The 26,524-nt window shown below is 27.4% G+C and carries 26 protein-coding genes and 1 other RNA gene; 1 reads left to right on the top strand and 26 read right to left on the bottom strand.

Going from position 1 to position 26,524, the window contains the following annotated elements; translation table 11 throughout:
* Positions 1-3: 3 nt before the first annotated feature.
* The 26 genes from aroE to NGI68_RS12905 all read right to left on the bottom strand — a co-directional run bounded on the left by aroE (position 4) and on the right by NGI68_RS12905 (position 25,223).
* A complete protein-coding gene (gene aroE, locus NGI68_RS13030) occupies positions 4-813 on the bottom strand; it encodes a shikimate dehydrogenase (RefSeq protein WP_251861902.1) in 810 nt (269 codons plus the stop codon).
* 18 nt (positions 814-831) lie between these two features.
* The gene (gene pheA / locus NGI68_RS13025) at positions 832-2,007 is read right to left on the bottom strand and encodes a prephenate dehydratase (RefSeq protein WP_251861901.1); all 1,176 of its coding nucleotides are present in this window, start codon (positions 2,005-2,007) and stop codon (positions 832-834) included.
* Positions 2,008-2,022: 15 nt separating this feature from the next.
* Complete coding sequence (aroC, locus tag NGI68_RS13020) at positions 2,023-3,105, bottom strand: chorismate synthase (protein WP_251861900.1); 1,083 nt, start codon at positions 3,103-3,105, stop codon at positions 2,023-2,025.
* Complete coding sequence (aroA, locus tag NGI68_RS13015) at positions 3,077-4,369, bottom strand: 3-phosphoshikimate 1-carboxyvinyltransferase (RefSeq protein WP_251861899.1); 1,293 nt, start codon at positions 4,367-4,369, stop codon at positions 3,077-3,079. Before aroA ends, aroC begins: the two co-directional genes overlap by 29 nt.
* 252 nt (positions 4,370-4,621) lie before the next feature.
* Positions 4,622-5,692 (bottom strand): 3-dehydroquinate synthase, encoded by a 1,071-nt coding sequence (gene aroB / locus NGI68_RS13010; protein WP_251861898.1) that lies wholly within the window; start codon positions 5,690-5,692, stop codon positions 4,622-4,624.
* 5 nt (positions 5,693-5,697) lie between these two features.
* Positions 5,698-6,543, bottom strand: a complete 846-nt coding sequence (locus NGI68_RS13005; protein ID WP_251861897.1) for a prephenate dehydrogenase — start codon at positions 6,541-6,543, stop codon at positions 5,698-5,700.
* A gap of 1 nt (position 6,544) precedes the next feature.
* The gene (gene aroF / locus NGI68_RS13000; RefSeq protein ID WP_251861896.1) at positions 6,545-7,561 is read right to left on the bottom strand and encodes a 3-deoxy-7-phosphoheptulonate synthase; all 1,017 of its coding nucleotides are present in this window, start codon (positions 7,559-7,561) and stop codon (positions 6,545-6,547) included.
* A gap of 92 nt (positions 7,562-7,653) precedes the next feature.
* A complete protein-coding gene (locus tag NGI68_RS12995; RefSeq protein ID WP_251861895.1) occupies positions 7,654-7,824 on the bottom strand; it encodes a hypothetical protein in 171 nt (56 codons plus the stop codon).
* Positions 7,825-8,509: 685 nt separating this feature from the next.
* Positions 8,510-9,241, bottom strand: coding sequence for a GntR family transcriptional regulator (locus NGI68_RS12990; protein ID WP_251861894.1), 732 nt, complete (start codon positions 9,239-9,241; stop codon positions 8,510-8,512).
* Between the two features lie 209 nt (positions 9,242-9,450).
* Positions 9,451-10,377: a 1-phosphofructokinase family hexose kinase gene (locus tag NGI68_RS12985; protein ID WP_251861893.1), complete on the bottom strand. Its 927-nt coding sequence runs from the start codon at positions 10,375-10,377 to the stop codon at positions 9,451-9,453.
* On the bottom strand, positions 10,374-11,225 hold the full coding sequence (locus tag NGI68_RS12980) for a tagatose bisphosphate family class II aldolase (RefSeq protein ID WP_251861892.1): 852 nt from the start codon (positions 11,223-11,225) through the stop codon (positions 10,374-10,376). Before NGI68_RS12980 ends, NGI68_RS12985 begins: the two co-directional genes overlap by 4 nt.
* Before the next feature lie 93 nt (positions 11,226-11,318).
* Positions 11,319-12,476: an N-acetylglucosamine-6-phosphate deacetylase gene (nagA, locus tag NGI68_RS12975; protein WP_251861891.1), complete on the bottom strand. Its 1,158-nt coding sequence runs from the start codon at positions 12,474-12,476 to the stop codon at positions 11,319-11,321.
* Positions 12,477-12,494: 18 nt separating this feature from the next.
* Positions 12,495-12,917: a PTS galactosamine/N-acetylgalactosamine transporter subunit IIA gene (gene agaF, locus NGI68_RS12970; RefSeq protein ID WP_251861890.1), complete on the bottom strand. Its 423-nt coding sequence runs from the start codon at positions 12,915-12,917 to the stop codon at positions 12,495-12,497.
* Positions 12,918-12,973: 56 nt separating this feature from the next.
* Positions 12,974-13,795, bottom strand: a complete 822-nt coding sequence (locus tag NGI68_RS12965; protein WP_251861889.1) for a PTS system mannose/fructose/sorbose family transporter subunit IID — start codon at positions 13,793-13,795, stop codon at positions 12,974-12,976.
* On the bottom strand, positions 13,785-14,567 hold the full coding sequence (gene agaW, locus NGI68_RS12960; RefSeq protein ID WP_251861888.1) for a PTS N-acetylgalactosamine transporter subunit IIC: 783 nt from the start codon (positions 14,565-14,567) through the stop codon (positions 13,785-13,787). Before agaW ends, NGI68_RS12965 begins: the two co-directional genes overlap by 11 nt.
* An 88-nt stretch (positions 14,568-14,655) precedes the next feature.
* Positions 14,656-15,132: a PTS N-acetylgalactosamine transporter subunit IIB gene (gene agaV / locus NGI68_RS12955; RefSeq protein WP_251861887.1), complete on the bottom strand. Its 477-nt coding sequence runs from the start codon at positions 15,130-15,132 to the stop codon at positions 14,656-14,658.
* 92 nt (positions 15,133-15,224) lie between these two features.
* Positions 15,225-16,403 (bottom strand): SIS domain-containing protein, encoded by a 1,179-nt coding sequence (locus NGI68_RS12950; protein WP_251861886.1) that lies wholly within the window; start codon positions 16,401-16,403, stop codon positions 15,225-15,227.
* Positions 16,404-16,925: 522 nt separating this feature from the next.
* A complete protein-coding gene (locus tag NGI68_RS12945; protein WP_251861885.1) occupies positions 16,926-17,105 on the bottom strand; it encodes a hypothetical protein in 180 nt (59 codons plus the stop codon).
* Between the two features lie 126 nt (positions 17,106-17,231).
* Positions 17,232-17,595: RNase P RNA component class A (gene rnpB / locus NGI68_RS12940), an RNA gene on the bottom strand.
* Between the two features lie 62 nt (positions 17,596-17,657).
* Positions 17,658-18,386 carry a zinc ribbon domain-containing protein gene (locus NGI68_RS12935; RefSeq protein ID WP_251861884.1) on the bottom strand — a complete coding sequence of 243 codons (729 nt, stop codon included), beginning with the start codon at positions 18,384-18,386 and terminating at the stop codon, positions 17,658-17,660.
* Between the two features lie 127 nt (positions 18,387-18,513).
* Entirely contained in the window at positions 18,514-19,317 is an 804-nt protein-coding gene (locus NGI68_RS12930; protein ID WP_251861883.1) for a Nif3-like dinuclear metal center hexameric protein, read from the bottom strand.
* Positions 19,301-19,996 (bottom strand): tRNA (adenine(22)-N(1))-methyltransferase, encoded by a 696-nt coding sequence (locus NGI68_RS12925; RefSeq protein WP_251861882.1) that lies wholly within the window; start codon positions 19,994-19,996, stop codon positions 19,301-19,303. The genes NGI68_RS12930 and NGI68_RS12925 overlap by 17 nt, the downstream gene beginning before the upstream one ends.
* 74 nt (positions 19,997-20,070) lie before the next feature.
* On the bottom strand, positions 20,071-20,958 hold the full coding sequence (locus NGI68_RS12920; RefSeq protein WP_251861881.1) for a PH domain-containing protein: 888 nt from the start codon (positions 20,956-20,958) through the stop codon (positions 20,071-20,073).
* 72 nt (positions 20,959-21,030) lie between these two features.
* A complete protein-coding gene (rpoD, locus tag NGI68_RS12915; RefSeq protein ID WP_251861880.1) occupies positions 21,031-22,116 on the bottom strand; it encodes an RNA polymerase sigma factor RpoD in 1,086 nt (361 codons plus the stop codon).
* A 24-nt stretch (positions 22,117-22,140) separates the two neighbouring features.
* Positions 22,141-23,913, bottom strand: a complete 1,773-nt coding sequence (gene dnaG, locus NGI68_RS12910) for a DNA primase (RefSeq protein WP_251861879.1) — start codon at positions 23,911-23,913, stop codon at positions 22,141-22,143.
* A gap of 281 nt (positions 23,914-24,194) precedes the next feature.
* The gene (locus tag NGI68_RS12905) at positions 24,195-25,223 is read right to left on the bottom strand and encodes a deoxyguanosinetriphosphate triphosphohydrolase (RefSeq protein ID WP_251861878.1); all 1,029 of its coding nucleotides are present in this window, start codon (positions 25,221-25,223) and stop codon (positions 24,195-24,197) included.
* Between the two features lie 144 nt (positions 25,224-25,367).
* On the opposite strand from NGI68_RS12905, the gene NGI68_RS12900 reads away from it, so the two are divergent.
* The gene (locus tag NGI68_RS12900) at positions 25,368-26,444 is read left to right on the top strand and encodes a CotS family spore coat protein (protein ID WP_251861877.1); all 1,077 of its coding nucleotides are present in this window, start codon (positions 25,368-25,370) and stop codon (positions 26,442-26,444) included.
* Positions 26,445-26,524 lie beyond the last annotated feature (80 nt).

Raw genomic sequence — 26,524 nt, 5'->3', positions numbered from 1 at the left:
CTATTATATTATTTTTATTAATTCACTATAAATTTCATCTATTACTTTTTTATCAATTTTAATATTATTCCACAATTCTTCTGACTTTATTGCTTGACCAACTAACATATATAATCCGTTAATACAGATATTCCCTACAGATTTAGATTTTTTTAAAAACAATGTTTCTAAAGGATTGTATATTAGATCTATGCTTACTTTAAATTTATTTAATATATCTTCTTCAACTGTAGATTTATTTGTATTAGGATACATTCCTATGGGTGTACAATTTATTATAATTTCAGAGTTGCATATATTATTTAATTGTTTATAAGAAATTATATCACAATCCTTAAACTTACATTTAGCTTCATTCATATTCCTACTTGCAATTATGATTTTGCTACAATCATTATCTTTTAAATATTGAACTACAGCTTTAGAAGCTCCTCCACTACCTAAAACTACTATAGATTTATTTTTTATGTCCACATTAAATTTTTCTAGCATCATTCCAAATCCATAATAATCAGTATTATATCCTATTAGTTCATTATTTGTTATAGCTATAGTATTTATAGCTCCTATTTTACTTGCTTCCTTAGAAATTTCATCTATATACTTCATAGTTTCAATCTTATATGGTATAGTAACATTTATGCCTTTCATGTTTAATGCCTTAATTCCACATACTGCATCTTTAAGATTTTTTTTATTTACTTCAAACAAATTATAGACACCATTAACACCCAATTTTTCAAATATTAATTTATGTATTTGCGGTGATAAACTATGTCCAAGTTTTTCTCCTAGTAATCCGTATATATACAAATTTATTCCTCCAAATTTTTATTCATAAGATTGATCTTTAATATAAGATCCCATGATTTTAAAACATTCACTGTTTTCTTTTATCAAATTTAATGCATTATTAACTTTTCCACTTTTATTATTTCCTTCAAAATCTATATAAAATAAATAAGTCCAATTTTTATTTCCTGTTGGTCTAGATTCTATTTTTAACATATTAAGATCGTTATCTGAAAAATATCTTAGCACGTTATATAATGTTCCTGCCTTATGCTCTAAAGAAAAGGCTACACTTATTTTATTGTTATTTGGAGTATCAATTAATTCTCTTCCTATTATAATAAATCTAGTATTATTATTATTATTATTATTTATATTTTCTTTTAATATTTCTAATCCATATATTTGTGAAGCTCTTTTGCTAGATATGGCAGCTTTACTTATATCATCTTCATTTTTTATAAATTCTGCACTTATGGCAGTATTATAATATGGTATTAATTTTGCTCTGTTATAATATTTATTTAAAAAATTACTACTTTGTTGAAAAGCTTGAGGATGAGAATATATTTCTTTTATACTTTCTAATTTTGACCCCTTTATTCCCACAATATTGTGTTCTACTTTTATACATTTTTCTCCTATGATATAAAATTCATATTTTCTTAACAAATCATATACATCCACTATAGCTCCAGTAGAAGAATTTTCTAAAGGGAGTATTGCATAATCTACAACTTTATTCTTTAAATTTATAAATACATCTTCAAAGGTTTCAAAGTTAATTGTATTTATATTTTCTCCAAAATAATCAAACAAAGCCTGTTCACTAAAAGATCCCCTTAAACCCTGAAATCCTATCTTATTATTTTCATTAAATATTAATTCGTGATTTTTACTCATACATAAATTTTCTTTTGATTCTTTTTTATTATCTTCACAAAACATTTTGTATGATTGATATTTTCTACTTATAGACATTGTATCTTTAAAAAATTCTTCAGCATATAATTTAAAATTTTCATTTTTTAATCTATCTACATTTTTTTTTAATACTTCCTTTTCTCTTTCACTATTAAATATAGGCATATTATTTTCTTTTTTATATTTAGCTACATCCACCACAATATTCATTCTTTTTTCAAATAATTTTATTAATTGTTCATCTATTTCATCTATTTGATTTCTTAACTGATTTAATTCATTTTTATTCATAAAGAACACCTACTTTTAATTTTTATTTAAATAAACATCTAATAGAGCAATAGCTGTTACTGCTTCTATTACAGGCACAGCTCTTTGAACTATACAAGGATCGTGCCTTCCTGTAACATTTAAAATAACATTTTCCTTTTTATTTATATCTATAGTTCTTTGAGTCTTCGATATAGATGGGGTAGGCTTTATGGCACATCTAAAAACAAGTGGCATTCCATTAGTTATTCCACCTAATATTCCTCCATTATTATTACTATAAGTCTTTACCTTATTATCTTCATAATAAAATTCATCATTAGATTCTGAACCAAGCATTTCAGTTATATCAAATCCAGCTCCAAATTCCACACCCTTTATTGCTGGAATTGAAAATAACAAATGTGATAGGGTACTTTCTATAGAATCAAAGAAAGGACTTCCTAATCCGGAATCTAAATTAATAGCAGCACACTCTACTATTCCTCCCACAGAATCTCCTCTTTCTTTTGCTTGTAAAATTATTTCTTTCATCTCTTCCTTTTTATCTTTATCTATTGTAGGAAACTCTTCTAATCTTAGTTCTTTAAGTTGCTCTTCTTTTATATCAATTAAATTAAAATTAGTATCCTGTATATATTTAATAGATTTTATGTGGCTTCCTATAACTACACCCTTTTTTTCTAATATTTGCTTTGCTACTGCCCCTGCAAATACTAGGGGCGCAGTTATTCTACCTGAAAAATGCCCTCCTCCTCTATAATCATTATATCCTTCATATTTAATATTACCTGTAAAATCTGCATGTCCTGGTCTCATTACTTCTTTAATCTTTGAGTAATCTTTAGATTTTTTATCACTATTTTTTATAATGGCACATAAAGGAGTTCCTGTGGTTCTTTCTTCAAAATACCCACTTAATATATCAAACCTATCTTGTTCTTTTCTAGCTGTAGATATTGAGTTCTTACCTGGAGCCCTTCTTTTCATTTCATAATCTATATAATTTAAATCTAATTTTAATCCACTAGGCAATCCGTCCATTACTATCCCAATTGCTTCTCCATGGGATTCTCCAAAAATGGATATATTAATTTTTTTTCCCCATACTCCACTCATTTACTTTACCTCCAAGCATTTTAAAATCTTCCCAAAAATCAGGATAAGATTTATTAACTGCATCTGTATTTTTTATTATAACAGGCTCTGTACATTTTATTGAAGCTATAGCTAAAGCCATAGCTATTCTATGATCATTCCAACTATCTACTATTCCACCCTTTAACATGTCTTTTCCTGTAATAACTAATCCGTCCTCTAATTCTTCAATTTCTGCTCCAAGAACTTTAAGTTCTGTAGCCATAGCTCTTAATCTATCACATTCCTTTATTCTTAATCTTTTAGCATTTATTATTCTAGTTTTTCCTTTGCTTAAAGCTGCTAATACAGAAAGTATAGGAACTAAATCTGGGCACTGTGATACATCTATATCAATTCCATATGTACAAGATTTTAAAACTCTAACTTTATCATTTTCTACTTTTATATTTGCACCCATATCTTCTATTATTTTTAATATTTTCTTATCACCTTGAACAGAATGTATATTTATATTACAACATACTATATTTCCACCTAATATACCAGCCACTAAAAAGAAAGCAGCTTGTGAAAAATCACCTTCAACATTATAATTCATACTGGAATATTTTTGATTACCTTTTATATAAAATTCTTTGTACTTCTTATTTTCTATATCTATATTAAATCTCTTAAGCATCTGAAGTGTTAAGTCTACATAGCCTTTAGATTCAAGGTTAGTTGTTATTATTATTTTAGAATCTCCATGTAAAAGTGGTAATGCAAATAGTAATCCACTTATAAATTGAGAGCTAACATCACCTCTTAATTTATAAGTTCCAGATACTAATGGACCTTTTAATTCTAATGGAAGTTTATTATTTGCATTTTTGTACTCTATATCTTTCTCATCAAAAATTTTATAATACACATCCAATGGTCTTTCTACTAATTTTCCTTTTCCCTTAAAAGTAACCTTATTGTTTTGAGTCAATGCTATAGGTATTAAAAATCTTATAGTAGAACCAGATTCATTACAATCAATTACATCATTAATCAATTCCAATTTTTCTTTACCTTGTATATAAATTTCACTTTGATTTTTCAAGCATTCTATATTTGTCCCTAATGATGTCATAGCATCACACGTAGCTATTATATCATTTGAAAAAATGATGTTTTCTATCTTAGTTGTTCCTTCACTTAAACTAGCACAAATTATAGCTCTATGACTCATGCTCTTGGAAGGAGGTATGCTTATATTACCGCTTAAGTTGCTTGGTTCTATTTTTAAATCTTTCATAAATCTCCCCGCTTTTCTTCCATCTTTAATTATAAATTTTTTATATTAAAATTTTTTACTAACTATAATTATTAACTTTTATAATAAAGTATCTATATTTAAATAACACATCTTATTTATAACTTACCTTATTGTGCTAACTAAATTTCTTTAATCTTGAAAATACTATATTAATATTTTTGTATTTAGATATTCTTTAACTTTAAAAAGAGTAATTTCAATATAAAATATTAACTAACACAAGAAGTTAAATTAACATCCAATTATATATTTTGATGCTTGTTCTTTTTTTATTTTCTTTATAAAACTTTCTCCTATATTTTTAATCAAAATCAAATTTATATTATTTCCATCTATCTTTTTATCTAAATTAATTGTTTTTATAATTTCATTCATATCCATTTTTTCCACATTCCAAGGTAAATTATATTTAATTAATAATTCTTTTATTTTTTTTGCTGTACCTTTCTTAGTTTCACCTATGATTTCAGAATTATTTACTATTATATACATACCAATGGCCACCGCTTCTCCATGTGTATATACGTCATAGCTAAAATATTGTTCTATAGCATGTCCTATAGTATGTCCAAAGTTAAGAATCATTCTTTTACCTGTATCTTTTTCATCATGTTCCACAAATTCTTTTTTTATACTACAACAACTATATATTATATATTCTATATTTTTATAAAGATCTTCGTAAGAATCATAATTTAAAAGCTTTGAAAAAAGCCCCTCATCTTTTATACAGCCATATTTTATACATTCACTTAATCCATCATTAAAAACTCTCTTATCTAATGTTTTTAAAACTTCTGGATCTATAAATACAACTTTAGGATGATAAAAGTTGCCTATTAAATTTTTCCCTCTTCCTAAATTAACTGCAACTTTTCCTCCTATACTACTATCAATTTGAGAAAGTAATGTGGTAGGAATTTGTATAAATGGTACTCCTCTTAAAAATGTAGCTGCAGCAAATCCTCCTATATCACCTACAACTCCACCTCCAAAAGTTATTATTAGATCACTTCTTGTAAGATTAAAATTTAAAAATCCGTTATATATATCCTGAAGTACACTTATTGATTTACTTTTTTCTCCGTTTTCTATGACAATAAATTTTATATTGAAATTATTTTTTTCTAATACATTCTTAATTTTATCACCATATAATTTATATACATTATCGTCTGTAACTATTGCTATCTTTTGTCCAGTATATATTTTTTTTATTTTACATCCTACTTCGTCTAATAAACCTTTTTTAATATAAATAGAATAGCTTGTATCAGGCAAGTTTATACTTAAACTTTTCACCTACATCATATCCTCTCTTTTTTCTCTCGTCCTTTATCAAATATTCTTTTTAATTCATTAGATTTTTTTAACTTTAATAACTCTTCTATAGATCCTAATTGACTTTTAAGATATTCTATCTGTTTTATTACATTACTTCTATTTTTAATTAAAAGTTCTACCCATAAATCAGAATTAACATTGGAAACTCTTGTGATATCTTTAAAACTTCCCCCTATGCATATATTCTCTTTATCTACCATGCCGTTATTCATAATTACAGTAGCTATTATATGAGGCAATTGGCTTACATAGGCTATCATTTCATCATGTTCTTCCACAGTTACTTCTATAATTTTCTTAAATTTAATTGCTCTAATAATCTCTTTTAGAAGTTTAATATTCTCAGTTTTATTTTGTGATGTAGGGGTTAAAATATAGTCTGCATTTTCAAATATCTTTTCTGAGGAAATCTCAAACCCCTTGCTTTCTTTTCCTGCTATTGGATGACCTCCTATGAAATCTATATCATCAGAAATTAGATTTTGAATCTCATGAACTATATTAGATTTAACCCCTGCAACATCTGTTATTATAGAGTTTTTCTTGAATTCTTTTATATTATCCTGTATAAAATTTATTACCAATTCAGGATATAAACATACTATTGTAATGTCAGATTTATTTAAAGGAATACTTGACTCTGTAAACCCTTTATCTATTATATTTAATTCTTCTGCTTTTTTTAAATTATCTTGATTTATATCTATAGCCCATAAATTTTTAAAACCACATTTTTTTAAAGCTTTAGCAAAAGATCCTCCTATAAGCCCTAAACCCACAATAGATACATTAAAATCCGAGAAATCCATTTTATACTTCTCTCCCAACTGCAAGTGCAATATCTTTTATATCTTTCATTAGTTTCTCAAATCTTTTTGGTCTTATAGATTGTGCTCCATCACATTTAGCATTTTGTGGATCATTATGAACTTCTACTATTATACCATCGGCTCCAACTGCTACAGCAGCTTTAGTTAAAGGTTCTACCATCCACCACAATCCAGCAGCATGACTTGGATCCACTATTATAGGTAAATGACTTAATTTCTTTATTGCAGGGATTGCACTTAAATCTAATGTATTTCTAGTGTATTTTTCAAATGTACGAATTCCTCTTTCACAAAGTATTACATTCTCATTGCCTCCTGCCATTATGTATTCAGCAGACATTAAAAGTTCTTCTATAGTGGCACTTAGTCCTCTTTTTAGAAGTATTGGTTTGTTGGTCTTACCTAATTCTTTAAGCAAATCAAAATTTTGCATATTTCTTGCTCCAACTTGAATTATATCTACATCTTCTTGAAATTTTTCTACTAAATTAGGGGACATAATTTCTGTAACTATAGGCAGGTTAGTTTGTCTTCTTGCAATCTTTAATAGTTCTAATCCTTCACTCTCTAATCCTTGGAAACTGTATGGAGATGTTCTTGGTTTGTAAGCTCCTCCTCTTAAAAAGGATGCTCCTGCTGATTTTACACTTTGGGCAATTTCTACGATTTGACTTTCATTTTCTACAGAGCACGGTCCTGCTATAATAGATAATTTCTTTCCACCTATTTTATTACCATTTATATCTATTACAGTATCTTTAGGGTTAAAAATTCTATTAGCTTTCTTGTAAGGTTCTTGAACATGCATAACCTTTTCTACCCCAGTCATACAACTAATTTCTTTTTGATCTAAATTGCTGGTATCACCTATAAGACCTAATATTGTATAATTATCACCTTGAACCTCCCTAATCTCTATATTTCCTAATTTACTTATCTTGTTTTTGATACTTTCTGATTCTCTTTTTAATAAATTGTTTTCTAATACTACTACCATTTTCTACATCTCCCTTTGTTTTATTAATAATTTTAAAATAAAAAAAAGAGCCTCTTAATGAGACTCTTAACTTACCAAAATTTACTTTAGTATTAACCTATAAGTATTTTATCGGTTTTAAAATTTATAATTTTCTCATTAGAAAAGTATTTAAATATTTTTTTGTAAGACAAAGTACTAGCGCTAAAATAAAAGCCCCAGCTAAAATAAAAGTTTCTAAATTGTACTTGTCCTACATTAACTTTTCTAATTATTGATTCCATAATATTCCTCCAACATAAAACTAATCTATTTAGTGTAAATTGAATACTTTTAAATAAAATACTATAACATTTAAATTTCCATAAATATAAACTTAAATATTTATCTACTAATTATTGTTCAAGTTTGTTAACTATTTTTAATCTATTGTAACAGAAAAAAAACTAATGTCAATAAAAATTTCATTAATATTTCCTAATTTCACTAAATTCTAAATACTAATTAACAAGATTTTTAATTTTATGAATACGTTATACTATCTTATATTTTGGGGTTTATCATTATACTTAAATTTAATTATATTTTTTTATTATAATTATAATAAAAAGTACCTAAAAATTTAATTCATAGGTACTTTTTTATAATTATTTATCACTCTTTTGATGTTATATATATTAAGATTTGCAATCTTCTTATTAGAAAAATATCAAATATTTTTCTAAGACAAAACTTATAACTAAAATAAAATCCCTTACTAACATAAATAGTTCTTAAGTTGCAATTATTCTATATTAAATTTTCTAATAATTAACTGCATAATTATTTCTACTATAATATTCTTTAGATCCTTATAAACATACTTCTGAATATATATTATTTTAACTTTTAAATATAAAACAAAATGGATGAGAAAAATTTTCTAGTCTTTAATTATATTTTAGCTGTTTATAATATAGCAATTATATACTATTTTATATTATCAAGTTTAACCCTATACTTAAATTTATCTCCTCTAGCAATACTTACGGTATATTCTATTATATTATTTTTTTCATAAGTATATCTTGCTATTTTTAAGCTGGGACTTCCTTTTTCTATTTTCAAAATTTTAGCCTCATCACTACTAGTTAAAACAGGCCTAAATATTTCTTCTGCCATATCTATTTTTAAATCATGTTCATTTCTTAATATATCATATAACGGATTATTTTCTAATTTTTCCTTTGTTATATCTTTAAATCTGTCATAAGGAATATATGTGGTTTCCACAATCATAGGTATATTATCCGCAAGTCTCAGTCTTTTGAATTGGTAAACCAATTCTTCTTCTGGTACATTCATTTTATTACTTAAAGTAATATTAGCTTTAATAATTTGAAATTCTAACAATTTAGAAGTAGGTGCTTTCCCTAATTTTTTCATTTCATCAGTGAAGCTATAGAATTGAATCAAATCTTGATGAACTTTTTTATCAGATACAAAAGTTCCTTTACCATGAATTTTATATATATATCCATCTTTCTCCAATTCACTTATAGCCTGTCGTACAGTTGATCTGCTAACATCATACTTATCGCAGATTTCTCTTTCAGAAAGTAATTTATCTCCCCTTTCCATAGAATTCTCAATTTTACTTATCAATATATCCATAAGTTGTAAATATAACGGGATTCTACTTGTCTTGTCTATTTGTTTCACATTGCTTCTCCTTTATAATATTTTCTTTTTTGCTCTTAAATATTGTAGTGTTGTTATGACCAATCATAATATATTATAATTGTACAATAATATATTTTCAATTAATTATACCTATTTTGAACAAAAATAAAGAAGATATACAAAATAACACATCCCCTTTATCAAAAATTAATCCTACAATTAAACATTAACCACAACAAAATTTTATATCAAATCATCTTTATTTTAACCTGTTTTAATATTTTATCTACTACTTCTTTTCTAACAAAGCCAGTTTCTTTTTCCATTGCATTAGCGGTACCACAAGCTGCAGCTAATGCTATTGTATCTTGTATTTTATAATTTCTTTCAAGACCCACAGCAAATCCTCCTACAAATGAATCTCCTGATCCTACTGGATTTACTGCTTTTATATTAGGAACGGTTACTTTGTACATTTTATCTTCATATCCTACTAAGGATCCATGTTTACCCAAAGATACTACTACACAAGTTATTCCTATATTTCTTAATCTATTTATTTGTTTTATTATATCTTTTTCGTTAGATACTGTATTTCCTGTTATCATTTCTATCTCATCTTGATTAGGCTTTATAAAAAATGGTTTTGCTTCTATTCCATTAAGTAAAAGTTCTCCACTTGTATCTAGTAAAAATTTTTTACCTTGCTTTTCTGCTTTTTCTATAAGAGTCTTATATATATCCTTAGGAATTTTTTTAGGTACACTTCCTGAAGCAGAAATTATGCTACTTGTTTTAAGAAGTTCATCATATTTTTTTAAAAATACCTTTAACTCTTCTTGTTTTATTTCAGGGCCTGGTTCTAGTATTTCTGTTTGAAGTGAATCATCTGTTATAAAAGCTAAGCATTCTCGCGTAGCTCCTTCTATTTTTACAAACTCTCCTTTAATTCTCATGTATTTCAGTCTATCTTCTATAAATTCTCCAGTTTTTCCACCCAAAAAACCTGTAACCAAAACATCTTCTTTAAGAATAGTAGCCACATTAGCTACATGTATCCCTTTACCACCTGCAGTATTTTCTACAGATCTAGCCCTCATTACTTTTCCTTTTTCTATATCCTGTATTTCATATCTTTTATCCACAGATGCATTTAAATTTAATACAGTTATCATGCTTTATTCTCACTTCCGCACATTTTTATTTTAGCTACTACTATTTCTTTCATTGCTTCCTTTCCTGGAGTCATATACTTTCTTGGATCATTTGCATTTGGATTTTCTTTAAAATATTCTTTTACCGCATTTGCAAATGGTATTTTTAAATCTGTTGCTATATTTACTTTACATATCCCAAGTTCTATTGTCTTTTTAACTGATTCTTCTGGCACATCTGATGCACCGTGTAATACCAATGGTATATCTACTTCTTTTTTTATCTCTTTTAATCTATCATAATCTAATTTAGGTTCACCTTTATAAAGTCCATGAGCCGTTCCTATTGCCACTGCTAATGAATCTATGCCAGTTTTATCTACAAATTCCTTTGCTTGTTGTGGATTTGTATACATAGCATCTTTTTCATCTACTATTAAATCATCTTCTTGTCCACCTAATTTCCCTAATTCCGCTTCAACTACTACCCCTCTTTCATGAGCATAATTAACAACTTCTTTTACTGTTTTCACGTTATCTTCATAAGACTTTTTAGATGCATCTATCATTGCAGATGTAAATCCTATATCTATATATTTTTTTATTTTTTCTACATCTTCAAAGTGATCTAAATGTAATGCTATTGGTATATTATGTTTTTTAGATGCAGCTTCTAATATTGCTACTAAATATTCTCCTCCAGCATATTCAATTGTTCCTGGTGTTCCAGCTACTATTACTGGTGATTTCATTTCTGCTGCAGTTTCTACTACCACTCTTATTGTCTCTAAATTATGAATATTAAATGCTGGAACAGCATACTTTCCTTGTTGAGCTTTTTTTAATATTTCTTTTGTTGTTACTAACATTGTATCACTCCTATTTTTCACAGTTTTAATATAAACAAGTGATAATTACATCATTATGTTTTTTATTAAATTTACTTTACCCATTTTATTCTTTTAAACTTCGTATACGATCTTCCCATTTATAAATGTTTTTATTATATTAAAATTATCATCCACAACTACTAAATTTGCTTTTTTGCCTTCTTTAATGCTTCCTATTTCTTTATCAATTTTTAAGAGTCTTGCAGGATTCAATGAAGCCATATTTATAGCATCTATATCTGTAACTGAAACATTTTTTATTATATTTTTTATGGAATACATTAAATTAGTTGTACTACCTGCCAAAGAACCACTTTCAGTTCTTGCAACTCCATTTTTCACTATAACTTTCAATGTTCCAAGCATATATTCTCCATCTTCTAGTCCACCAGCTCTCATAGCATCACTAATTAACACTACTTTGTCTTTTCCCTTACATCTTATTACTATATCTATAGCTGCTGGATGTATATGAATCATATCAGCTATAAGCTCACAATATACATCATCTCTTGTTAATGCAGCCCCTATCAAAGCTGGCTCTCTGTGTTTTAATCCTTTCATACCATTATAAATATGCACTGCTATTTTAGCACCTGCATCTATTGCTTCTATAGCTCTATCATAATCTGAGCTAGTATGTCCCATAGATACATTTACCCCTCTATCTGTAATATATTTTATAGATTCTATTGAATTTTCTTTTTCTGGAGCAATTGTAATGGTTTTTACTGTTCCTTCTCCAACTTCCAATATTTCTTTTATTTCATCCATATCTATATGTTTTAATAAATTTTCTGGATGTGCTCCCTTATGCTCTTTAGTTAAATATGGACCTTCCACATAAGATCCCAATACTTCAGCACCCTCAACTTTCTCTATACATTCCTTTACATTATCTACAGCATTTTTTATATTTGAGATATCATCTGTTACTGTGGTAGGAACAAATGATGTTACTCCTCTAGTTGATAAATACTTTGATATTTCATTAATAGATTGAAACGTTCCATCCATAGTATCAAAACTAGCCCCACCGTGAATATGTGTATCTATCAATCCTGGCATTAAATTGTAATTTTTCATATCTAAAACTCGATCTAATTTAATATTTTTTTCATCTTTTAAATTTAAAATTGATTTTATTAAACCATCTTCAATTATTAACAACGCATTTTCTAAAATTCTATCTTCTAAATAAGCTTTTTTAACTTTTATACCTAATTTCAAATTTATTCATCTCCAATTTTAAATTCCACTACAAGAATTTTGTTTTTTCTTTTTATTTTCATAAATCTTTACAGCCTCTTTTCCAGAATTAATCAAGGTATCTTTAAGTTCTTCCATTGTTAATCCTTCTCTACATAAAGCTCCTTCTAAAATCATGCCTAGATTAGTTCCAGAAATAACTGTAACATTTTCTTTACACATACCTAACAGAACTGCTGTGTTAAAAGGGGAACCTCCGATTATATCAGTGAGAACTACTAATCCTTCACAATGTTTTAACTCATCCATGGCATTCTCCATTTTTTCTTTTAAAGTATCTGTTGTATCTTCTATAGTAAAATCTACAGCAATTAAATCTCTTTGCTTACCTGCTATAAGTTCTAAAGAACTTGTAAGCCCTGTAGCAAAATTCCCATGACCACTGACTATTATTCCTATCATTTTGTTCACCCTTTCTTTTTATGCTAACTTCAAAGTTTAAGAATATGAATCAATTATTATAATATGTTAAATAATCTACCCACTATGCCTACAACAACAGTCAATAAAACTAGTCTAAGTGGTGACCAACCCTTTTTAACTAATCTATACATTAATAATGCATATAAAAGAGGTAATAAGTGTATTAAAACTTTATCTAAAACATCTTTTTGCAATGCAACTTTTGCTTTACCTGCAGTAATTACAGCTGTTGTTTCTAATTTGATATATGAAGATATTAATGCACCTAAAACTGTTATACCAAGTATTGATGCTGCTCTAGATATTTTCTTTGTACCTTCTTTTAGCTGTGATATAGCCTTTACACCTGTATTATATCCATAATGCATCAATCCAAATCTTAAACCTAAGTGAACTACATTAAATAGCACTAAGAATATTACTGCTCCAAAAGCACTTCCTGCTTTACCAAAGGATGCTCCGATTCCAACACATATTGGAAGTAGCGTAAGCCAAAATAATGCATCTCCAATTCCCCCTAGTGGTCCCATAGTAGCAACTTTTATATTTCTTATTGTATTTCTATCTGCCTTATTTTCTTCCATAGCAAGGACTATACCCATAATGAAAGTTACTAAAAATGGATGAGTGTTAAAAAACTCCAGATGGTCTTTCATTGAATCTGATAAATCTTTTTTATTTGTGTGTATCTTTTTTAGTCCTGGCAGTATGCCATATAGCCACCCACAAGCTTGCATTCTTTCATAATTAAATGATGCCTGTAAGAACATTGAACGCCATGCCATTCTATTTAAATCTTTCTTAGTTATAACTTTTTCTGGTTTTGGATTTTCGTAACCATTTACATTAGATTCCATGTGAAGGCGCCTCCCTTTTACTAGTAGTATTTCCTTTCTTCTCATTTAAGAAATAATCATATGCAGCTATTGCTCCACCAATTAAGGCTATTGGCAGTATATCCAATTTTCCATATGCTGAAAGCATGAACCCAATTATTAAAAACGCTACATATTGTTTTTTAAGCATTATTTTAAGTAAAGTAGCAAAACCTACTGCTGGCATAATTCCACCAGCTACTCCTAAACCACCAATTATTACTTTTCCGGCAGTAGTTGAATTTAATACATCTACAAGGGCTTTTGCTGAATCTGCACCTAAATATATAGGTAGAAATGCAATTATAAAGTTAAAACCAAATAATGCTATTAGTGCTACATAATTCACTTTATTAATTCCATTTACATCAGCATCTTCTGCACATTTGTCTGCTTTTTTCATAAATCCTGAGAAAAGGGTAAATAAAAATGTTATTGCTGCTTGTACAGCCAAAGCAAATGGAAGGGCAATTCCTAATGAAACTTCTGCACTCTGCTTAGTTATTATTGCAAATGCTGTACCTATAATTCCTCCTATAACTACATTTGGTGGCTGAGCTCCAGCTAAAGGAACCATTCCAGCCCAGAATAATTCAAATGTTGCACCAGCTATAATACCTGATTGAACATCCCCTAATATAAGACCTACAAGTATTCCTGAGAAAATAGGTCTATGGAAGTGAAATAAGAAGTTAAATTGTTCTATTCCAAGTATACCAGCCAGAAGACCAATTAATAGTGCTTGAATTAACATTTGCTTGTTTCCTCCTTTATACACTTTTTATTATTATATTTTTATAGTTCATATAAAAAACATTATTAACGTTTAGATATATTAAAATTTATATAAATTTTAATATATCTACTTCAATCTTTTCATCTGGAACTCTTCTTATTTCTAGTTCTACACCTAAATCATGTAATTTCCTTAAAGCTTTCTTATCCTCTTCATCAATTGAAACTGTACTAGATATTTGCTCTTTTCCTTCACTAAAATGCATATTTCCTATATTAACTTTACTTATAGGAACTCCACCTTCTACAAGCCTTAAAACATCTTGTGGTGTTTCACAAACCATAAATATTAGCTGATCTTCTGCTGCCATATTAATAACATCTATAGTTTTTTGTATTGAAAAATATCTTGTTCCTATAACATCTGGTACAACCATATCCATCAAATTTTGTCTGATTTCATCAGTAGAAACTTCATCATTTGCAACAACAATCAAGTTAGCTCCTAAATAATTTACCCAAGTTACGCCTACTTGCCCATGTACTAATCTGTTATCAATTCTTGTCATTAAAATATTTGCCATAATACATTCCTCCCTAACCATTTAAATAATTATCTATTTCTTATCATTGATTTCTTGACTATTTCCAAGAAATCAATGATGTTAATTTAATATTATTTATTATATTCATGAATAATTACACCTTTAACAACTCTATTTACAGTTCCATCTGGTCTTGGGTTATCAGGGCTAATTCCAAGTTCCTTTGAATATAAGAATGCAAACATTTGAGCATATAGTATATAATCTAATGCTAAATAAACTTCCTTTACATTCTTACATTCCTCACTTAATACAAACATTTTATATGAATTCTCTTCCACTTCTTTATCACGTTCTGATGTTATAGAAATTACTTTATGATTTCCTTTATCTCCACTTATTTCTTTTAATAAATCTACTTCATATTTCCTTGCATGCTCGTCATTTGACATAAACATAAACACTAATGTTTTATCATTTATTATTGATTTAGGACCGTGTCTAAATGCTAAAACTGAATCATATGATGTTATAACTTTTCCGCTTGTAAGTTCCAATCCTTTTAAAGCTGATTCTCTGGCCAGTCCTTTAAGAGAAGATGAACCTAAGTAAATTACCCTATCGTAATTTAATTTAACAAGATTGAAAATATCTTTTGATGCTTCACTAAGTATTTTTGAAGCATCGTTGGCTACATACTTCATAGTTTCAATATTTTTATCTAAGTTGTCCATATCAAATACAGTTATTGTAGTCAATAACATTGATGTGAAACTGCTTGTCATAGCAAACCCTTTATCATCAGATTTTTCTGGCATTAAAATAACAAGATTTTTATCATCCTCTTCGGCCTTTTTAGCTAATGCCCCTTCCTTATTACAAGTAATAACAAGTTGTCCTACGTCATCTATTAAATTTTCTCCTAAATTATAGGTAGCTACACTTTCTGGACTATTACCTGAGCGAGCAAAAGATACTAATATGGTTGGTATTTCCTTTTCTAAATAATCTTCCGGATTACTAACAATATCTGTTGTATGAATTGCTTCTACTCTTTTTCCTAAAAGTCTTGCTAAATAAGGTGCTGCCACTTCTCCAACAAAAGCTGAAGTTCCAGCTCCTGTTAAAATTATTCTTAAATCCTTGTTTTCTAATCGTTTACCTATATAATTTGATATTCTTTCTCTATTATTTTTTATTATTTCTAATGTTTCCATCCAAACCTCAGGTTGTTGATATATTTCCCTGGCTGTATTGATCCCCCCTAAATCTTTTAATGTCTGTTCTTCAATGTTAAAAATTTTAGACATATTTTCACCTTCCTGTATCTTATTCATCATGCTGATGTAATTATCTCTTTATATGTTATACTGATGTAAGTACCAGTATAAATATATGCCTTCTAAATTTATGTTATAACTATTAAATACTTTTTCAACTTATTTATTAATCTAATTTGGTAATGAGGTTATTACCAGTTGTTATATTAATAATATATTACAATTTAAATATTGTCAATATATTTTGATTATTTTTATTGTGATTTTTTATAATATTCAGATTATATAACTTTTATTTAATTATTTACTACACCATTACAATTCTAAAAATAATTTATGACATTAAAAATATAATATTAAATATAGCAGAAAAAAGTTCCTACTCCTTCTAAATTATTATTTTTATATCTACTCCACTGTCATATCTCTATAAAATACTAGACAGCTGTGATCGCCTTGAACACGCTATTAACATAGCACGCACAAGGATAGTTACTTAATTTATACCTTCAGTAGAATTATTTTAATCATGCACCTTAATATAAAAGTATTTTACTTTTTTTTAGATTTTTTTATTACGTATACTATAAAATCAATTAATGTTATACTAAAAGATATTGCTAATGATTTAAGAATATTAAGCTCTAATGATTTTATAAAATGCCCTACGATAAAAAGAACCAAAAGCACGAAAACAAATTTTATAATAATTTCTTTAATTGAACTACTCATAATAACTTCCTCCATCAATAATTTTCTGCTATTATGTACCTCATAAAATATAGTTTAAAAATCTCTTTCTTTTGAATTATAATTTTTTACTAAAAAACACCAGGCATAAAACCTAGTGTTTTCAATGGTACGACTAAACCTATAAGCCGAGTTCTGTATTAGACAATCATCTATCTAGGCCCATTGTTACCAATAGGCTCCAGCGATACTACCCGAGAGCGGGACGGGCTACCCCTGAGAATCAAAGTTCTCTGCTCTCCTATTCGATCTTGCTCCAGATGGGGTTTACATAGCCGTATAATCACCTATACGCTGGTGAGCTCTTACCTCGCCTTTCCATCCTTACCAGATAAATCTGGCGGTATATTTCTGTTGCACTTTCCTTAGAGTCGCCTCCACTGGGTATTACCCAGCACCCTGCCCTATGGAGCTCGGACTTTCCTCTCCCGTACGCGGTACGGCATACGGCAGCGATTGTCTGGTTTACTCGCAAGTACTATAATATCACAGCTATAAATAAAAATCAAATTTATTTTTATAAAATTTATTTTTTTATTTACTTGATTTCTTTGAATCTGAATTATAAATCATTCTTCCACAATTATTACAATAAACTACATTTTCTTGTTTCCTTATTTTATCTAAAATCACACTGGAAACCCTGACCCTACAACCCGTACATACTCCATTTTCTACAGGTACTATAGCTATTTTTTTAACTTTTCTCATTTTATCAAATTCTTGTAGTGCATTTCTTTCAATACTATCTCTTAGACTTTTTATTGACCTTTCACAAGAATCTATTTCAGTTTTAGCTTTATTTATTTTTTCACTACTTGTTTTTTTATACTCATCAAAATTTACTTTTATTATTTTTAGTTCTTCTCTTAAAGATTCTTTTTCTGTACTTATTTTTTCATCTTTTTCTATTAATTCTATTCCTAAGTTCTCTAAATATTTTATTCTACTCTTACTCTTTTCTATATCTGATTCTAATCTTTGTATTAATTTTATGTTATTTTTTGTTTCATTATATAGAGTATATTCTTTTTCATCTATATTTTTATTTTCTTTTTTTATCTTTAAACTTATTTCTTTATATTCTCTCTTTATATTTTCTAGTTGTTCTTCTTTAGATTTATATGCTTTCTTATTTTCTTCAAACTCGTCTTTTAATTTTTTTAAAAAATATATATCTGAACCATCCTTTAGTACTTTATTACTATTTTCTAATTGAATATATAAATTTTGAAGCTGAATTAGTAAATTTAAATTTTTCATAATTTTCTTCTCCTTTAAAATACAATTTTTAATTTTAAAGAAATACCTCCTTATATTATACCTAATAAGTTTTAACTCTATGTTATTGATATATAAAAAAATAGAAACGAGTGAATAAAACTCATTTCTATTTATATTTGTAGGGCGAAAAATTGTTCTCAGCTAAAAGAACATCATTTTTAAAGCCCATGTTTTCTATTCTATTTTTTAACCATTCATAAAAACATTGCAAAGCTGGCCATTCTGTATGAAAGTGGCCTGCATCAATAACTGCTATTTTTTCTTCCATTAAATCACTTACATAATGATATGTGGTATCCCCTGTTATTACGCAGTCTGCTCCTAAGGCTTTAGCTTTACCAAAATAGTCTTGACCACTACCATTTATTATGGCAACTTTTTTTATTTTCAAAGAATCTTCTCCTGAATATCTTAGTAGAGAAATATTAAAAGCCTTCTTTACAAATTCACATAATTTCTCTAAAGTCATAGATTCTTTTAAGTGCCCTATTCGTCCTATGCCTGCCTTATTATTATAAGTACTAGGATCTATAACCTCTATATTCTCTAAATTTAAAAGCTGTGCTACTATTTCATTAAAACCATTTTCTGTAGAGTCTAAATTTGTATGACTAGAATACAAATTTATATTATTTTTTATTAGCTCTATTATTTTTTTACCTAATAAAGTATCTGTAGTTATAGAAGAGGGCTTCTTAAATAATAAAGGATGATGTGTAACTATTAAATTGCATCCTTTTTCCTTAGCTTCTTTTATTACATCTAAAGTACAATCTAGGGCAACCAATATTCTATTTACAGTAGCTTTATGATCACCTATCATAAGACCTACATTGTCATAACTTTCCTTTAAATATAAAGGAGCATATTTTTCTATTTCATTTTCTATGTTTTTAACACTTAAATTCATTTAAAAGCTCCTCCAATTTAAATATTTTTTTCTTAATTTCTACTTTTCTTAATTTTGAACTATCTGTGTCTTCTTTTATATATTGTAGTATTTTTTTATATTTGTCAATATTATTACATAAAAACTTAGTTATCAATGGGTGTCTATTGTTTATCAAATATTGTCCTATCTCATAGTATATAGGATCTATAGACTTGACATTTTTATCATATCTTATTTTTATTATTTCATAAAATCTATTGTCTTCAAACACTAACGATTCTTCTAATATTTTATATCCATTATTATATATATGTTTCCTTAAAGCTTCTGGATTTTGCACAGGTTGTAACACTAAAAAATCTAAGGTTTTAAAAACTTCCTTTGATTCCTCCAATATATCTTTTATAAGATGCCCGCCCATTCCTGCAATTATAGCACCATTAACTTCTTTAGGATATATTTTAGTAAGTCCTGGCCCTAATCTACACTGAATTTTACCTTGCAAATTATGAAAGGCAATATTGTTTTGTGCTCTAAATAAAGGCCCTTTATTTATATCTCCAGCTATAGCGTTTTTACAAATGTTATTCTTTATCAAATATATGGGTATATATGCATGATCTGTACCAACATCTACTATTGATTCACATCTATCTACCATATTAGCTATTTCTTTTAATCTTAAGCTTATTTCCATATCTAACTCCTACTATATGTCATACTTATCTTTTATCATAATAAAAATTACATCTATTGTTTTAAGTTATAAAATTATAAAAATACATGTAGTATTCTTATTTGAAATATTAAAAATATTGTTGAAAAAAACAATGATATATATAAAAATTTATAGGCATAGTCCTTATCATATTTTGAATAGAAATATGATACATAATACATACAAAATAATATAACCATATTTAATGCCCCATACATCATTTGTTTAAAAGCAAATTGTTTACCTTCACCAAAGCCTACTGGATTAAATTTAGCATCAAATACAAGAGGCATCTTGCTTGGTAAGAGATTATACAAATAAAGTATTATAGGGGTTAAGGTTATTATTAACACCATAATGGTCACAATTATGAAAGGTGTAAAATATCTCTTATCTTTAAATATATTAGTATTTTTATTTAATTTAAAATTCCAATCTCCCTGTTCTATTCTTGATTGCTTTAATATTGATTCAAATTCTTCAATATCCTGAGGAGATATTCCATAGTTTATTTTTTCTGTTTTTAAATATAATATGCTTTTATTAGATGTTACATACATATAAGTATTACCTAATTTATCTATTATATTTCTACCTATAGCATAATAATATTTACTAAAACCCGATATTCTCATACTCTTTATATATCCAGATTGTTTCTTATAATATTGTATTTCTTTAATGGGTATTACAACTTTCTTTAGACCAAATATACTGTTTATATACATATTCTCTTTATCTAAAGAATAAGAAACTGTAGAATACATTAATATATAGTAAATAAAATATATATCCAATCCTATTAAACAAATTTTTAACAGCTCCATTATTTCATAAGAATTAACTAAAAACATTATTAAAATTACTGCTATATTATACAGTATAGTAGTAGTTGCTACAGAAATTAATCCTGATCCACTCATAGGCTTAAATTTTTTCACAGTTATCACCTACCTTAACATGAACATTATATCATTATAAGTAAGAAAAAAAAAGCACCTTATATTGGTGCATTAATCTAAATAATCTTTTAACTTTTTGCTTCTACTTGGATGTCTTAATTTTCTTAGAGCTTTAGCTTCTATTTGTCTTATTCTCTCTCTTGTTACATTGAATTCTTTTCCTACTTCCTCTAAGGTTCTAGCTCTTCCATCATCTAAACCAAATCTTAATCTTAATACTTTCTCTTCTCTTGGTGTTAATGTATCAAGTACATTAATAAGTTGCTCTTTTAACATGGTAAACGCTGCTGCTTCTGCTGGTGCTGGTGCTTCATCATCTGGTATAAAATCTCCTAAATGGCTATCTTCTTCTTCACCAATTGGAGTTTCTAATGATACTGGCTCTTGAGCTATCTTCATTATTTCTCTCACCTTATCTACAGGCATTTCCATAATTTTAGCTACTTCTTCTGGTTGTGGTTCTCTTCCTAATTCCTGCAACAACTGTCTTGATACCCTTATAAGTTTGTTTATAGTTTCTACCATATGCACTGGTATTCTTATAGTTCTTGCTTGATCTGCTATTGCTCTTGTAATAGCCTGCCTTATCCACCAAGTAGCATAGGTACTAAATTTATAGCCTTTTCTATAATCAAACTTTTCTACGGCTTTTATTAGTCCTAAATTTCCTTCTTGTATAAGATCTAAGAATAGCATTCCTCTTCCCACATATCTTTTTGCAATACTTACAACAAGTCTTAGATTAGCTTCTGCTAGTTTTTTCTTAGCAACCATATTTCCTGCTTCTATTTTTTGGGCTAATTCTATTTCTTCTTCTGAAGTTAATAATGCTACTTTACCTATTTCTTTTAAATACATTCTCACAGGATCATCTATAGCAATACCTTCTGGAACTGATAAATCAATATCTTCTTCCTTTACGTCTATATCATTCATGTCACCTGTAACTTCCACACCCATAGATTCTAATACATCATATATCTTCTCTATTTGCTCTGGACTTAAATCTATTTCTTCTAATTCGTCCATAATTTCTTTATAACTTAATGATCCACCTTTTTTACCTTTATCTATTAAGCGTCTCACTAATTTCATTTTTTCATTTTTATCTTTAGCATTATTCTTCTTTTCTTTCATTATAAGTGTAGCCTCCTTTCGCCATTATTTCATGGCACTTAGGGTTTTCTGTACTTTTATGAGTTCTTGGCTCATTTTTATAGTTTCATCTAAATTTCCTTGTGTATCATACTCTTTAATCTTTTTAAGTAAATCTTCTTTATATTTTTCCAATTTATATTTTTTAATATTTAAAATAACATCATCTATAAATTTACTACTTTCCTCTTGTTTATAAATAAAATTGGTATTTAATATATTTACCCATTCTTTAGATGTTTCTACGTTTTTATTACATAAAGTTTCTATATGTAATTTTTTGTTTTCTATATTTGAGTCTTCTAAAGTATCCCTTATATATTTATATATTGTCTTATGAGTATCCTCTATTATATCCTGCTCATTTATATTATTTTTTATATACTCATAAATGTTGTAATCATTAAACATTAATTGGAGGATAAATCTTTCAGCTCGTATATAAGCTGGTTCTAGATACAATTTTTGTCCAAAAGCTTCTAATATATTCATTTTTCTTTCATTTTTCCTAGAATCTTGATTTTTTTTATTAAATTGGTCATATAAAGTCTGAATTTCTATATTAGTTTCTTCTGATAGCCTTCTTATGTACATATCTTTTTCCACAGGATCTAAATCTTTTATAATTTTTATATATCTATCTACATATCTTATAGCTTGCCTTTTATCCCTAATATTTAGGTCCTGCTTGCTAATTTTTATTTTATACTCTATAAGAGGTAGTGCTTCCTTTACTAATTTTAAATAGGCTTCTTTTCCATGTGCCTTTACAAATTCATCTGGATCTTTTCCATCTGGTACAGTTAGTATTTCTACGTTAAGCCCTACATCCTTTAGTATTTCTAAACCTCTCATTGTAGCTAATTGTCCTGCTGTATCTGCGTCATAAGATATTATGACTTTATCTGCATATCGTTTTAAAAGTCTAGCTTGATTTGTAGTTAGAGCTGTTCCTAGAGATGCTACAGAATTTTTTATGCTATATTGATGTAATGTTATACAATCCATATATCCTTCTACGATTATTAATACTCTATCTTTATTTTCTTTTATTGCATAATTTAAACCATATAAATTTATACCTTTTTTAAATATCATAGTTTCTGGTGAATTCAAATATTTAGGTTTAGAATTATCCAGTACTCTTCCGCCGAACCCTATTACTTTTCCTCTATAATCAAAGACTGGAAACATAACTCTGTTTCTAAATCTATCATAATAAGATCCTTTCTTACTTTTTATAATAAGACCTCCAGATAGCATATCTAGTTCAGTATATCCCATTGACTTTAGATGCCTTAAAAGACCATCCCAACTATCTTTAGAATATCCTATACCAAACCTTTTAATTATTTCTTTTGTAACACCCCTATTTAAAAAGTAATTTATAGGTTTTTTATTCTTTATGAGATTATTAAAAAAATACCTAGCTGCATCTATGTTTATTCTATAGATTTTATCTTTAGGATTATTTCTATTTTCTTTTTTATCTTCCTGTATATCTATATTTGCTCTTTCTGCTAAAATTTTTATTGCCTCAGGAAAGGCAATATTTTTAGTCTTCATTACATAAGTTACAACATTTCCTGCTTCTCCACATCCAAAACATTTATATATCTGCTTATCCTGCGATACACTAAAGGAAGGTGTTTTTTCATGATGAAAAGGACATAACCCAAAATAGTTCCTTCCACTGTTTTTAAGCTTTATGTCCCCTGATATAACATCTACAATATCGTTTAGCTCTATTACCTTTTGGACGACATCTTCCGATATCAATGACTACTCCCACCTTACTCTTTAATATTTTATGAATATATTATTTTAAAAATACGTAGGCAAAAATAATATATTCGACAAAAACTTTATATTTCCTTCTAGGTTTTCGAATATTTTTAAACTTTCGTTATAAACTCACTATAATATATTCTTTATAAATGCTAAATTTCCTTCAAATTTCAGTAATTTTTATTTTTTAGTTATATATCATTACTTTTTATTTCATTAATTTATAAATTTTACTTTTTTTACATTAAATATTATACCCAATTCATACTTTTTTAATATATAACTACTTTAGGTACATATATATTATTAAAAACATATAAACAGTAATCATCACTCATTCCTGATATATAATCTGCTACTCCTATATATAACCCTTCTTCTTCTATTATTCTTCTATAAAGTTTCGGCATTTTTTCAGGATTTTTAACAAAATAATGGCAAACTTGTTTTAGTACAAATTTAGCTTTGTCCCTTTCTACTTTTAATATGTCACCATTATATATTTTCTGAAATAAATATTTTCTAAGTTCATATAAAGCTTTTTGTTTTTCATCACTTAGTGATACTTCTATAATTCCTTTTTTTATATTATTTAATGTGTTTTTTATACAATCCTTAACTAAAGTATCGATCCTTCTTCCATGGGTATTTCCAAGACAGTATAGTAACTCATTAGGTATATCACTTTGAAGTAAAAGTCCTGCTCTTATAGAATCATCTATATCATGATTTACATAGGCAATCTTATCACTATATTTAACTATCTGGCCTTCTAATGTATAGGCCTTAGGAGAGTTTCTAGAAAAGCCACTGTGGTGCAATATACCATCTAATACTTCCTTAGTCAAATTTAATCCTCTACCTTCATTTTCAATTTTTTTAAGGACTCTTACACTATTTTCATTATGTCTAAATCCATTAGATAATAACTCATTTAACACTTCTTCTCCATTATGAGCAAAGGCTACATGCCCTATGTCATGACCTAGAGCTATTGCCTCTATTAAATCTTCATTAAGTCCTATGCCCTTTCCTATTGTTTTTGCAATCTGTGCCACCTCTAAAGTGTGAGTAAGCCTAGTTCTGTAATGATCTCCAGAAGTTATTATATATACTTGAGTCTTATGCTTTAATCTTCTAAAGGATTTACTGTGAATAATCCTATCTCTATCTATCATAAACACTGTTCTTATATGGTCTTGCTCTTCTGGTCTTTCTCGTCCCCTAGAATTTGTAGAAAGACATGCCTTTTCATTTAATATTAATTGTTCTTTTTTTTCAATTGTTTCTCTTATATTCATAATATATTATCATCCTAACAATAAAATGTTTTTGTGTTATTAATTCTATATTAAATTAAGAACTCCTTTTTTTAGGAATCCGTTATAATAAATGATTTTAATTAATATCATTATAAAAGAAAATATTTTTTAAGGAGTGTTTCTATGGCTTATGAGTCTAAGTCATTTGATATAAGCTTATTATCTGAAGAAAACGTAAAAAAATACGTTCTTCCCAAATATAACTTGCAAACTGCAAACATTTGTCAAATCAAATTTAAAAATACAGAAAAGCAAAGAGCTGTTTATAAAGTTACTTATGGTAATAGTTCTTATTGCCTAAAAAAAGTATATTATGATGAGCCTAATTTATTGTTTGTTTATTCTGCTGTAGAATGGTTTTATCGAAATGAAATCAAAGTCCCAAGAATTCTGCCTGCTTCCGATGGAAATAGATTTGTAAATTATAAGAATATGTTTTTTATACTTACTCCTTGGATTGAAGGCGAAAAATGTGATTATGATAAAAAAGAACATATTGTCTATTCCATAGAAAATTTAGGGAAAATGCATGTTAGTGTAGAAAAATTTGTTCCCATAAAAGGTAGTAAAGTTAAAGAAAAGAGTGATAGCATCTATAGATCCCATGAAAAACATTTTTTTCATCTTTTAAAATGTTCTAATTATGCCTTTAAAGAAAAAGATAAATTCTCTGATTTTTTTCTTAAACATTTTGAAAAAAACATAATGTTAGCAAAAACTTCTGTAGATATATCTCATAGTATAAATAATAATAATCTACACAGATGTTTATGTCATTTAGATTATGTTAATAAAAACATCATTCTCTCTCCAAATGATAATATATGGGTTATAGATTTTGATAAATGTGCTATAGACTATAGGGTTCATGATATAGGTTATTTTTTAAGAAGGCTCCTAAGGAGAAAAAATACAAACTGGGATGCTAACTTAGCAATTGAAATATTAGAATCCTATGACAAATTTATCCCTTTAAATTTAGATGAATACAGGTATATATTGAGCTACTTATCTTTTCCTCAAAAGTTTTGGAAAATATCTAGAGATTATTATAAAAATATAAACAAGTGTAATAAAAAATCTTTTCAAAAAATCTTAAAAAGTTCTGTTGAGGATATTGATAATCAAAGTGAATTTGTATATTTATTTGGTAAACACATAGAATCCAAATTCAATAAAAGTTTGACTTGTAAAAAATAAAACAATTTGGATTCATACTATTAAGATGAATAATATATTTTATAGACTAATTCACTTTAAAAAAGTTCTTAATCTGACTG

This window comes from Clostridium sp. Marseille-Q2269, from assembly GCF_943736985.1.
Taxonomy (GTDB): Bacteria; Bacillota; Clostridia; order Clostridiales; family Clostridiaceae; genus Clostridium_F.
Note: the sequence above shows the minus strand (reverse complement) of the source record. Positions and strands in the feature narration are given on the sequence as shown.